The 12,745-nt window shown below is 39.7% G+C and carries 10 protein-coding genes; 3 read left to right on the top strand and 7 right to left on the bottom strand.

Annotated features, from left to right (window positions below):
• Positions 1 to 66 precede the first annotated feature (66 nt).
• Both IA57_RS11835 and IA57_RS11830 read left to right on the top strand, forming a co-directional pair.
• A complete protein-coding gene (locus IA57_RS11835; protein WP_036123981.1) occupies positions 67 to 1,029 on the top strand; it encodes an NAD(P)-dependent alcohol dehydrogenase in 963 nt (320 codons plus the stop codon).
• A gap of 26 nt (positions 1,030 to 1,055) precedes the next feature.
• Positions 1,056 to 1,913: an alpha/beta fold hydrolase gene (locus tag IA57_RS11830; protein WP_036123978.1), complete on the top strand. Its 858-nt coding sequence runs from the start codon at positions 1,056 to 1,058 to the stop codon at positions 1,911 to 1,913.
• Between the two features lie 372 nt (positions 1,914 to 2,285).
• On the opposite strand, the gene IA57_RS11825 is transcribed toward IA57_RS11830, so the two are convergent.
• The 7 genes from IA57_RS11825 to tsaD are packed head-to-tail and all read right to left on the bottom strand — an operon-like array spanning position 2,286 to position 8,214.
• Positions 2,286 to 2,954: an HAD family hydrolase gene (locus IA57_RS11825; protein WP_036123976.1), complete on the bottom strand. Its 669-nt coding sequence runs from the start codon at positions 2,952 to 2,954 to the stop codon at positions 2,286 to 2,288.
• The gene (locus IA57_RS11820; RefSeq protein ID WP_051881060.1) at positions 2,948 to 4,174 is read right to left on the bottom strand and encodes a class I SAM-dependent methyltransferase; all 1,227 of its coding nucleotides are present in this window, start codon (positions 4,172 to 4,174) and stop codon (positions 2,948 to 2,950) included. The genes IA57_RS11825 and IA57_RS11820 overlap by 7 nt, the downstream gene beginning before the upstream one ends.
• Positions 4,175 to 4,180: 6 nt before the next feature.
• Positions 4,181 to 5,269 carry an AI-2E family transporter gene (locus IA57_RS11815; RefSeq protein WP_036123973.1) on the bottom strand — a complete coding sequence of 363 codons (1,089 nt, stop codon included), beginning with the start codon at positions 5,267 to 5,269 and terminating at the stop codon, positions 4,181 to 4,183.
• Between the two features lie 22 nt (positions 5,270 to 5,291).
• Complete coding sequence (locus tag IA57_RS11810; RefSeq protein ID WP_036123971.1) at positions 5,292 to 5,798, bottom strand: TrmH family RNA methyltransferase; 507 nt, start codon at positions 5,796 to 5,798, stop codon at positions 5,292 to 5,294.
• Positions 5,795 to 6,436, bottom strand: coding sequence for a DUF4159 domain-containing protein (locus tag IA57_RS11805; protein ID WP_036123968.1), 642 nt, complete (start codon positions 6,434 to 6,436; stop codon positions 5,795 to 5,797). Before IA57_RS11805 ends, IA57_RS11810 begins: the two co-directional genes overlap by 4 nt.
• Complete coding sequence (locus IA57_RS11800) at positions 6,433 to 7,143, bottom strand: 16S rRNA (uracil(1498)-N(3))-methyltransferase (RefSeq protein ID WP_036123965.1); 711 nt, start codon at positions 7,141 to 7,143, stop codon at positions 6,433 to 6,435. Before IA57_RS11800 ends, IA57_RS11805 begins: the two co-directional genes overlap by 4 nt.
• A gap of 48 nt (positions 7,144 to 7,191) precedes the next feature.
• On the bottom strand, positions 7,192 to 8,214 hold the full coding sequence (gene tsaD, locus IA57_RS11795) for a tRNA (adenosine(37)-N6)-threonylcarbamoyltransferase complex transferase subunit TsaD (RefSeq protein ID WP_036123962.1): 1,023 nt from the start codon (positions 8,212 to 8,214) through the stop codon (positions 7,192 to 7,194).
• A gap of 105 nt (positions 8,215 to 8,319) precedes the next feature.
• Between tsaD and IA57_RS11790 the strand changes: the two genes are divergently transcribed.
• Positions 8,320 to 12,711, top strand: a complete 4,392-nt coding sequence (locus IA57_RS11790) for a translocation/assembly module TamB domain-containing protein (RefSeq protein ID WP_229730283.1) — start codon at positions 8,320 to 8,322, stop codon at positions 12,709 to 12,711.
• The last annotated feature ends 34 nt before the right edge of the window (positions 12,712 to 12,745 follow it).

Here is a 12,745-nt window from a genome sequence, read left to right as displayed (position 1 = left end):
CCAATTTCCAAACACGAACCTTCACAACACAAACAAGTTGCAACTTTGTTGTAAATAATTACAAGTATGAAAGCAGCAGTATATACTGTTTATGGTTCGCCAAAAGTCATTCAAATACAAGAAGTGGACAAGCCCACACCACAACCCCATGAAGTTTTAATAAACATTAGGGCATCATCCATAACACGGGCCGATACCATGATGCGCCAAGGCACGCCAAAGTTTGGGCGATTTTTTGTCGGGCTTTTTAAACCCAAAAATCCAGCCTTGGGAACTGGGTTTTCAGGCATTGTGGAAGCTGTGGGCAATCAGGTTACTAAATTTAAAATAGGCGATGCCGTATTTGGGGAAAAGCTATTCAGCAATGGTACCAACGCGCAATATATCTGTGTGAACCAAGAAGGCATCATAGTTTCAAAGCCAGACCACCTCTCCCATGAACAAGCGGCACCCATCTGTGATGGATTTTTAACATCCTACAGTTTTTTAAAGGATATAGCCAAACTCCAGTCAGGACAGCATATTTTAGTGAATGGAGCTTCTGGAAGTTTGGGTACGGCTGCCGTACAATTGGCAAAATATATGGGAGCCAGAGTAACGGGTGTATGTAGTGCCAAAAATGGGACATTGGTAAAATCACTGGGAGCGGATAAGGTTATCGACTACAAGGAAACCGATTTTACAACTGGAGGCACACGCTATGATGTTGTTTATGATACGGTTGGGAAGTCATCCTATAAAGCTTGTAAAAATATAATCAGTGATAACGGAGTATTTGTAACACCGGTATTAAGTTTTGAAACCTTACGATATAGCCTTTTTAAGCCTAAACAAGTAAAGTTTTCAGCAACGGGTATTCGTAAACAACACGTTCTAAAAGCCCTATTGACTGAATTGGTGCCTCTTTTTAAGCAGGAGAAACTTCAAACCGTTATCGATAGAACGTACAGGTTAGAACAGCTTGTAGAAGCGCATCACTATCTTGAAACGGGCCGTAAAGTAGGTAACATCGTCATCAGTCAATCCTAAATAATCAGCAATCAAAAAACGAACCGATGTTTTTTAAATCACAAGAAGGAAAAGAAACCATTTTAAAGCTGTATAAGCAAAAATTAGAACAACTAGAGCTAGCCTATTCCGAGCAACAGTTGGAAACGCGCTTTGGTAGTACCAACATCATCGTGTCCGGCGATAAACAGAATCCGCCTTTACTGCTCATTCATGGTACAGGCGGTTGTGCGCCACTCATATTGGAATCGTTTTCCAGGCTCACTACCAAATACTGCGTGTATGCGGTAGATGTTTTGGCGCAGCCCAATAAAAGTGCCGAAAACCGATTAGATATGAAGTCATTGGATTATGGCAAATGGCTCACCGAAATCATCATTAAGTTACGACTTAAAGCGGTCACTTTGGTTGGCTTTTCATTTGGTGGTTTGATTAGCTTAAAAACATTGGAGTTTAATGAAACTCCCATCAAACATGTGTTTTTAATAGCGCCTGTTTACATCGTTAACGGAAATCCCTTGCTGGGTTTGATTAAAATGTTCATCCCTTTAAAAAAGTTTATAAAAACCAATAAGCCAAAGTATATCAAGCGGGTTATGGATGCCCTGTTTTCGGAGTACGATGCTTTTGCGCTTCAGTTTATGTCAGCTACTTTTCAGCATTGTCATATGGACTTTTCACCCTTGCCAATAATTCCTAAACAGACAGCAAAAAATATAAAAACACCCATCACTATTATTGCAGCCGAAAAGGACTTGATGTTTCCCGGTAGAAAGATGATGAAACGCACTAAAGAAATTTTTCCTTCTTTAGAAAAAGTTATTTTATTGGAAGGATCTAAACATGTTCCCAGTAATGCCGATTTTGAAGGGATAGCACAGACTATTTTGAAAAATAAAGCATAATCAATCAAGCTCATTACGTGGTTTGTTTCCCTAATACTGCATGAAAGTGCCTTGCTATGGTGGTTTACTGGTAAGCGATTGCTTCGTTGTGTTCACCAAAACGATTAGCGTTATTACGAGGGAGGCACGACCGAAGTAATCTTTTAGTGTGGCCTATTAGTTTAAAGATTGCTTCCCACTTCGTGCCTCGTGATCGCAATGACGTTAGCCTTGTGATGTGTCTATCCGGAAAGCGATGGCTTCGCTACGTTCGCCATGACGTTATTACGACAAGCTTGCGGTGACGTCATTTTTATTTTATTCTGTACTTCGGGCTCCAAATAAACAAAATGCAAAAGCAACCCTATAGGCTGCTTTTTTTAATGCTTTAGCTTAAAAACCTTGTTTGTGAAGGGTAACAATTTTATGGTAGTGAATGCTGGAAAAATCATCGATAACCTTATCGGCTAGCGAATAGTCTTGCGCTTTGGAGTTTTTACTGTCGTAACCCACACAAAAAATCCCGGCAGATTTAGCGGCTTTAATGCCGTTTGTCGAGTCCTCGATAACCATGCAGTTTTGTTTGTTAAATCCTGTTGAGGCTGCTGCCTTTATAAAAATCTCAGGATGTGGCTTGGAGGCTTTTAAATCGGCGCCACTAAATTTGGCATCAAAATAAGGAGCCAATTCAAACCTGTCGAAAACACTATTAATGGTGTTCATGTGTGCAGAAGATGCTAAGACTAATTTTAAGCCGTTGTGGTAATAGTCCTTAATTAAATCCAGTACGCCTTCAATAAGCTGTAAACTGGGGTCGTTTTTAAAGAGTTCCTTAAAGCTGTCCCGTTTTAGTTGTACCAAGGTTTCTGGCGTGTGCGGCAAATTAAAATCTTGCTTTATCTGCCGGCAGATGTTTATGGTAGAGCTGCCTGTATGCGCACGGTAATAAGCATCAGGAACATGAATGTTTACTTGGTTAAACATTTGGTAATAAGCTTTGTGGTGCAAAGGCTCGGTGTTTACAATAACCCCGTCCATATCAAATAAAACAGCTTTTAACATGGTAGTTTTTTTTGCGAAGATAAGGGCTTGCGCTGTAACTCGCCCAATTTTTCACAAATTAGTACCATTCTTTCATTGTTTAGGTTGGTTGTGAAAAACAAATACAGTTCGCCACCATCTTTTATGTTGAATTTCTTTCGGATGTGTTGCACGCTTTCAGGAAAATGCCTTGTTGTAATATTTGCTTTTACAAGCCCGGCTTTTTTTAAGGCTTTTTTGTTGTAGGGGAGCACCGCAGTTATTTTAAAAGCCCTTCCCGGAAAATCTATTACAGTGTTCGCACTGTATAAATGCGCATGTTGGTGAAGTTTAAAAACGTTGAAGGCCTCAGAGATTAATTTAAACGCTCCAGATTTTAAAATGGCAGCGTTGGGCTCGTATAAATAGGTTAGAGGCAATCTTAGGTTGGGTTTAGCACTGACTTCGTCATCTAACTTAAAGCTGAATTCCTGTTGTTTTGTTTTGGTTAAATTAACAGTTTTTATTGACGGTGCCTTAGTGTAGGCTTTTTCTAAAACCCATAAAAGCTCTTTAACCTCATTATTAACTGCTATAATATGAATGTCTTTTACGTGGTTTAGCTCTTCCAATCCTATCGAAATATCCAAAAGAGGCGAGGTTTTAACCATAACGCTATTGGTGTGGTTAAACAGGGTGTTTAAATGTTGTGGGATGTTGGGCAAACAATCTTTTAAAAAAAAGACCTTCCCTTTTGTATCGTGCCTTCTGGAGGGGTCTACATAAATCCAATCGAAGGTTTGTTGGGCTGTTTTTAGATAGTTTAATCCGTCCCCTAAAACGGTGTCAATATTGGTGGTTTTAAGGGCTTTAAAATTGTGTGAAACTATCTGAGACAACTCGCTGTTAATCTCGCAATGCGTTACGGTTTTAAACTGTTTTGAAAAGTAATACGCATCAACCCCAAAACCGCCGGTTAGATCGATTAAGGTGTTTCCAGTCATTAATTTCGATTTGTATTTAGCGGTAATTTCAGACGAGGTCTGTTCAATATTAAGCTTGTTGGGGTAGTAAATGTTTGTTGTGTTAAACCATGTGGGGAGTTTGCTTTCACATCGTTTTTTGGCTTCAATTTGTTCGATAAGGGCCTTAATGTCAATGGCGCTAAAGGGCGAGCCTTTTAAGGCTAAATCGGTAATTTGGGTATTTAAATGGGTTTGTATAAACGCCTGAAAACTAGTATTTAAAATGGCTTTGTTCAAAAGAAATTACAGGTCTTTAGTAAGTTTTTTTACCAATTTGTTTTCTGCCAAAAACTCCTTCAAAATCACTTTTATGGCTGTATAGGCGGGTATGGCAACAATAAGGCCCACCACACCAAACAGGATTCCGGCAATTAAAATAATTAAGAAAATCTCTAAAGGATGTGATTTTACACTTTTGGAAAAAATAAATGGCTGACTAAAAAAATTGTCTACCAACTGGCCAATAACAATAACAATTAAAACATAAAGCGCATCGGGAAGGATAACTTCGCTAAAGCTATTTTCTAGGTTACTGGTCATGGTTAGGGTAATCATTAAAGCCCCACCAATTAAAGGGCCCACATAAGGGATAAGGTTTAAAAGGGCACATAAAAAAGCAATTACTATGGCATTTTCTACCCCAACAATTAGCAGCCCGATGGTATAGATTAAAAACAAAATGGAAATCTGAAAAATCAATCCCACAAAATAGCGCGAAAGGAGGCTTTTAATTTTTTCTGAAGATTTTTCCCAACGGCTTTCCTTACCTTCTGGAATTAAGGCCATAAGGCTGTTTTCGAACAGCCGGCTATCCTTTAAAAAGAAAAACGAAATAAATAGGATTGAAAAAAGCCCAATACCAAAAGACCCAAAACCGCTTAGCAAAGCATTTAAAAAATTGGGGATTAAGGCATAATCTATTCGGTTAAGCAAGTTCGATTCCTGAAGGGATTTTTCAATGTTTATTTGGTTGATGTCAAAATAACTTACAATTTGGATGTACACATGTTGAATGTTGTGCTTTAACTGCTCAATATCCAAAAGCGATAAATTGTGTCCTTGCTTAATGAGTAAGGGGATAAAGAGCCCTATTAGCCCGGCCAACAAACCCAGGAAAATAAACATGGTCGTTACAACGGCAAGGGTATTTTTAAATTTTAACTTCTGCCTTAAAAACAAGACTATAGGCCTGCCTATAAGGGAGATAACCGATGCAACAGCAATGTAAACAATAACCGATTGAATTTTATAAAGTAACACACACAATAGGGTTATGCCAAATAAAATGGCTATCGCACGTAAAATACCTTTCGAGATAACTTTTGAGTCCATAGGATAAATATACATTAAAAAATTACTTACCAAGTAGCTTTTGGGTTATGACATAGCAAGCAATGCCTGTTGCCTGAACCACATTCATGCTGCTGTTTTGCCCAAACATATCGATATGGTATACGGCATGACATAAATTTAAAGCTGCCTTAGATACCCCAAAATTTTCATCGCCAATAACCAAGGCTATAGGTTGGTTGTGTATGGCCAAATTAGATAAAGGGCTACTGGTGCTGGTTATTTCTAGGGCGGCAATGGTATAATTTTCTTGTTCTAATTCTTTTAGGGTGTGTTCGATGTTTTCTGAAACTTCAAACGGGACAACTTTTTCGGTAGCTCGTGCTGTTTTGGTCATTTTTCGTCCCATGGGAATGGGGCTGCCACAAAAAATAATGCGCTCTACCCCAAAGGCATCGGCTGTTCTAAAAAGGCTGCCCACATTTGGGGCATTGGTAATGTTATCGCAAACCAAGGTTATGGGGAAGGTCTGTTTTTTAAAAGGGATGTTATAATGGGTAAGCTGTTTCAATGTTCGAAAGCATATTTTATAATGTTAGCGCCCATTTTTAGTGCTTTTTCCCTTACATGTGGTGGGTCGTTATGTACCACCTCGTCTTCCCAGCCGTCGCCTAGATCGCTTTCAAAGGTAAAGAGCAGCACCAACCGATTTTCGTAAAATATACCAAAGGCCTGCGGGCGTTTGCCATCGTGTTCATGGATTTTGGGGAGGCCTTCAGGAAATTTAAAAGCCACATTAAAAATAGGGTGGTTTTTAGGGAGCTCGATAAGGGCGTCGTTTGGAAACACTTTTTTTAGCTCTTCTGTAAGGTAGGGCTTCATGCCATAGTTATCATCAATATGTAAAAAGCCGCCAGAACGTAAATAGTTTCTCAGGTTTTCGGCATCGGTATCACTAAAAAAAACGTTGCCGTGCCCTGTCATATGCAGAAAGGGGTACTGAAAAATGTCAACACTACCAACCTCTACGGTTTCGGGGTTTGGCGATAGGGCAGTACCTATATTGTTGTTGCAAAAAGCAATTAGGTTGGGCAGGGCCGTAGGGTTGCTATACCAATCGCCGCCGCCTTGATATTTTAGGACGGCCAATTCTTGTGCCGTGAGTACACTACTAACAAAAAATAAAAAAAAGGCTAAAACCTTGCTCATAGACTGTCGTTTATAAAGGCTACGGAATGACAGGCGACAATGGCTGCCGTTTCTGTGCGTAACCTAGTGTTTCCCAAAGTTACAGGAATAAAGTTGTTTTTTAGGGCGGTTTCAATTTCTTTAACACTAAAATCGCCTTCTGGACCAATAAGGATGGTTATGTGCTGTGCCGGTTTTAAGCGCTGTTTTAGGGCCTGCTTTTCGGTGGGCTCGCAATGGGCGATAAACAACTCGCCGGTAGGAGGGCGATGCATAAATTCTGAAAAAGTTTGGGCCGGATTAAGTTTGGGCAGGTAATGCTGCAATGCCTGTTTCATGGCCGATTGCAAAATACGTTCAAAACGTTCTGGTTTTATGGTCTTACGTTCGCTGTGGTCGCAAATAATGGGGGTAATCTCATCAATGCCGATTTCTGTTGCCTTTTCAAGAAACCACTCGTAACGATCGTTCATTTTGGTGGGGGCTACAGCAAGATGCAGGTAATACTTGTGTCGCTCCTGAAACGATTTTTCTGTAATGGTCGCCAAGCAATTTTTAAAATCGGCCACACTTAGTTGGGCCTGAAATAACCAGCCTTTTCCGTTGGTAATATAAAGGGTATCGCCAGTGGTTTTTCTAAGCACCTTAACAATATGTCGGCTTTCGTCTTTTGGGAAAGTAACTTGGTTGTCGTGCTGAGTAAGGGTGGGGTTATAAAATAATTGCATGGCTTTTAAAAGGAATAAAGTTAATGTTTTAAAACAATGAAACAGGGCTTAAATTTTTAGCCTAGCAGTAGCCGTTACATCAAAAGGCGCATATTCCCCCTTTAAATACTTTAAATATCCCACAATGGCTATCATGGCAGCATTGTCTGTAGTAAACTCGAATTTGGGTACATAAGTTGTCCAGCCAAATTTTTGTTCGCCGTTTTTTAGAGCTTCCCGAATGCCGGAATTCGCCGAAACCCCGCCACCAATGGCTATATGTTTAATGCCTGTTTGCTTGCTGGCAAGTTTTAGCTTATCCATTAAAATGCCAATAATGGTGTATTGTATAGAGGCGCAAATGTCGTTAAGGTTTTCGGTAATGAAATTGGGATTTGCTTTTGTTTCACGTTGAATAAAGTACAGAATGGCAGTTTTTAGTCCGGAAAAACTAAAGTTTAAATCCGCTACTTTAGGTTTGGTAAACTTAAAGGCTTTGGGATTGCCTAGTCTTGCCCTTTTATCTATTTCTGGCCCGGCAGGATAACCAAGGCCTAAAATTTTTCCGCTTTTGTCGTAAGCTTCACCAACGGCATCATCAATAGTTTCGCCAATAACCGTCATGTTAAAGTAATCGTTTACCTTAACAATTTGTGTATGCCCGCCCGAAATGGTCATGGCTAAAAAAGGAAATGGCGGTTTGTTATAGCCGTCTTCCTCTATAAAATGGGCTAGGATGTGTGCCTGCATGTGGTTAACATCAATAAGGGGGAGGTCCAGCCCATAGGCAAGGGACTTGGCAAAAGAGGTGCCTACCAATAACGAGCCCATTAGTCCAGGGCCTCTGGTAAAGGCCACCGCATGAAGCTGCGACTTGGTAATCCCGGCTTTTTTTAGGGCCTGGTCCACAACAGGAACAATGTTTTGCTGGTGGGCTCGCGAAGCAAGCTCGGGTACAACCCCACCATAGTCTTCATGTATTTTTTGGCTAGCAATAACATTGCTTAATATTTTACCGTTGTGTATCACGGCAGCCGCAGTATCATCGCAAGACGATTCAATTCCTAGGATGTAAATATTTTGTGAAGCCATTATGAATATTTAGGCACAATAATTGTTAATTTTGAAGTCAAAGTTATAACTTTAAAACGTATCAAAAAATTTTTAAAAATAGCATCTAAGTTAGCAGCCATTATTTTGCTGCTTTTCATCATTTTGGTGCTCTTGCTTTCTATACCTTCCGTACAAACCTATTTGGGTAAATATGCTACAAATAAGCTTAACGAAACCTATAACACCAACATTAATATTGGTAGGGTAGGGCTTCAATTTAATGGCGATGTCGAGATAAAGGACATTCTTGTTAAAGACTATAAAAAAGACACTTTAATAAGTATTTTGGAGCTTAACACCTCTATTTTAAATTTTAAAAACCTGTATAATAGTAAATTGGCCTTTGGAGATATTGATATTGAAGGGCTTATTTTTAATATAAAAACCTACCAAGGGGAAACCAACACCAATTTAGATGTGTTTGTTGCTAGGTTTGATGAAGACCCGCCAAGTGAGGAAAAAAGCGATTTTCTATTGTCTTCGAGCGATGTAACTATAGTGGATGGGATATTTAGGCTGATAGATGAAAATAAAGAAACGCCAAAAATTCTTGAGTTCACAAAAATTAATACCAATACAACCAACCTGCTTATTAAAGGCAGCGATGTAAGCACCCGCATTAATGCGTTGGCATTTTTGGACAGTAGAGGGTTAAAGATGAAAAATCTCGTGGCTAATTTTTCTTATACCCCTAACGACATTATTCTGGAAGATTTAGACATTAAAACTGCAAAATCGACCCTAACAGGTGCTGTGAAGTTTTTGTACAATAGGGAGGACTTGCAATATTTTACCGATAAGGTAAACATAGAAGCCACCTTTAAACATGCCGATGTTGCCTTAAATGAGCTGAACACGTTTTACGATGAATTTGGCGTAAACCAACGCGCTAGTTTAAGTGCTAATTTATCGGGCACCCTAAACAATTTACAGGTAAACAACTTAAAGCTTAACACCAGCACCCGAAGTAAAATATACGGTAACATTACTTTTGAGAACTTGTTTAATGCTGCTGCCAATAACTTCTCAATGTATGGCGATTTTACCAACCTGTCTTCCAACTACAGGGATTTAAAAGCCCTACTGCCAAATGTTTTGGGCGAGTCTATTCCGTCGGCTTTCGATAAGTTGGGCGATTTTACCATAATAGGAACGTCGCACGTTACGCCGTCTACCATTGTGGCCGATATAGAAATAGACACCGAGCTGGGGTTTATTGATTCTGATTTGCAAATGACTCATATTGATGATATTGATAATGCCTCGTATAAAGGAAATATTATTTTAGATGAGTTTGATATCGGGCAGTTTTTAAACGATCCCACGGTAAAAACAACGTCGCTTAACTTGGATGTTGATGGTTCTGGGTTTACAAAAATGAACATCAAAACGAAAATGATTGGCGATATTTTTGAGTTTACCTACAACAACTATACCTATCAAAATATTGAGGTCTCCGGGGTTTTAAAAGATCGGGTGTTTAACGGTAAAATCCGCTCTAACGATAAAAATCTCAAACTGAAATTTGATGGTTTGGCCGATTTATCTAAAGACATTAATACTTTCGATTTTGTGGCCGATGTAACCCATGCCAACTTAAAGGCCATGAACTTTGTAACCAACGACAGCCTGTCGGTGTTTCGCGGTAAGATAGACATGAAAATGGAAGGCACATCGGTAAACAACGCCACAGGAAACATACAGTTTACAAATACCCATTACACCAACGAGCACGACGATTATCATTTTGTCGATTTTCAAGTAACCTCTAAGTACACCAACAGCACCCGACACATTACCGTAAACTCACCAGATATTGTTGAAGGCGAGTTAAAAGGCGAATTTTTGTTCGAGGACATTGGGAAGCTGTTTCAAAATGCCTTGGGGAGTATTTATACCAATTATGCGCACTACAAGGTTAAAAACGACCAATACATAGATTTTAACTTTAAAATTTATAACAAGATTGTAGAGGTTTTTGTGCCAGACATTCAGTTGGGAAAAAACACCTATGTAAGAGGGCGTGTAGAAAGCAATCAGGATGAGTTTAACTTAACGTTTAAATCGCCGGAAATTAGGTTGTTCGATTATTTTGCCGAGAAAATAGAACTTCAATTAGACAACAAAAACCCTTTGTTTAACGCCTATGTAGAGGTCGATAGCATTAATACGGGAGTCTATAATTTATCGAAGTTTAAACTGATAAACAAAACCTTAAAGGACACGCTGTTTGTAAGATCGGAGTTTAAAGGTGGCGACCATAGTAAAGATGCCTATAACCTAAACTTTTACCACACCATAAACCAAGACAAGAAATCGGTTGTTGGGATTAAGCGCTCCGATGTAACGTTTAAAGGCAACACGTGGATTATTAACAGCCGCCGTAACAATTTGCATAAAATAGAGTTCGATAAAAGGCTTAAAAACTTTAGTATAGACGAAATTTCCATGAGCCACAAACAAGAACTCATAAAACTTACAGCCCAACTAAAAGACTCCACCTATAAGGACATTAAGCTTAATTTTAACCAGGTACAGTTAGATCATATTATACCAGACATCGAAGGCCTGTCGTTAGGCGGTATGGTAAATGGGCGTCTCGATATTTTACAGGAAAACGGCGATTACCTTCCAAATGCGCAAGTGACCATAGATGATTTTGAGTTGAACACCCTTAATTTAGGAGCTTTCGATGCGAACATTATTGGTAATAAAACCCTAACCTATTACAATGTAGACATAGGGATAAAGGACGACGACACAGAATCGTTTAGAGCCGTAGGAAATATCGATGCCCAGGGGGAACAGGCCCTTTTGGATGTCGACCTCAGGTTTAACCAATTCAACCTTCAGCCATTAAATCCTTTTCTAGAGGACGTGCTTAGTAACATTAGGGGCGAGGTTACCGGTACAGCTACTGTAACAGGCGCCTTAAAAGACCCAAGTTTAGACGGTACGCTGCTTTTGGACCGTGGAGGGTTAACCATAAACGAACTCAACACCGATTTTAAATTCGATTCAGGCAGCACGGTCATACTAAACCAGCAAAGCTTTATCTTTAACACATTAAACATAGAAGACACAGCACACCATACTAAGGGCGTGTTAAACGGGTCTATTTCCCACGATAACTTTTCTAAATGGAGTCTAGACCTCGAGGTGGCTTCCGATAATTTACTGGTGCTAAACACCAAGGAAGAAGAAGAGTCGCTGTATTACGGTACCGCTTTTATTAATGGGCGTGCCAGAATTTTTGGGCCAACAGAACAGTTGGTTATCGATGTGTTGGCAGAAACCAATCCCGGAACCGTATTTGTTATTCCGCTAAGCGATACCGAATCTTTTGGTGACAATTCGTACATTCATTTTTTAACTCCAGAAGAAAAAGCCGCCAAGCTAAAAGGTGAGGAAATCTCATCGACTAATGTGTCGGGCCTAGAACTTGATTTTGACTTAGAGATTACCCAAGATGCCGAAATAGAGATTGTTATCGATAAAAACTCTGGAAGCACCATTCGCGGTCGGGGAGAAGGCGGTTTGTTAATCGATATCAATACCAACGGAAAGTTTAATATGTATGGCGACTTTGTGGTGTTTGAAGGGGTGTATAATTTTTTATATGGTGGCTTTGTACAAAAAAAATTCAACGTACTGGAAGGAAACCTAGCTTGGGATGGCGACCCGTTAAAAGCACGGATAGACATTAAAGCCGAATACAAAACCAGGGCTAACCCTTCGCCATTACTGGATAACCCCATAAACAGGAGCATTCCTGTAAATTTAGAGACCACATTAACCGGGCAGCTGGAAAAACCAGAAATCAATTTCGATTTTGTATTTCCTAATGTGAGTTCTACCGTAAAGTCGGAGTTAAATTATAGGTTAGATTCTAAAGAAGACCGCGACAACCAAGCGCTATACCTTTTGGCTACAGGAGCTTTCTCTAACAGGTTTAACATAAACTTTACAGGAACCATTACAGAGCGGCTTAACGGCATTGTAAATGGGCTGCTAACCAGTAGCGACAACAAAGTAAATGTAGGCCTAAACTACGAAGCTGGAGAAAACACACCAGAATATCAAACCACAGACCGACTAGGCGTTACCCTGCAAACCAACATAAGCGATAGGATTATGCTTAACAGTAAGCTAGGGGTGCCCGTTGGAGGCGTTGGCGAAACGGTGGTGGCCGGCGATGTTCAAATAGACTTTTTGTTGAATGAAGAGGGAACGCTAACCGCAAAAGTGTTCAATAGGGAAAACAGTATCCGGAATTTAGGCGAAGAAATTGGCTATACACAAGGACTTGGTATTGCATATTCGGTCGATTTTGATACTTTTAAAGAATTGATTCAGAAAATATTCAAAGGCTCTGTTAAAGCTACAGAAGCGCGAGAAGAAGACGATGATGCTCCAAAAGAAGAGGCCGTAGAGCAACCAGGGTATATTGGGTTTAAAAAATCGAACACCGATTAAAAGCCCTTAAAATATTTTTGCCAGCACCTATTTT

Source organism: Mangrovimonas yunxiaonensis, from assembly GCF_000733475.1.
Classification (GTDB): Bacteria; Bacteroidota; Bacteroidia; order Flavobacteriales; family Flavobacteriaceae; genus Mangrovimonas; species Mangrovimonas yunxiaonensis.
This window is presented reverse-complemented; position numbering and strand designations above follow the sequence as displayed.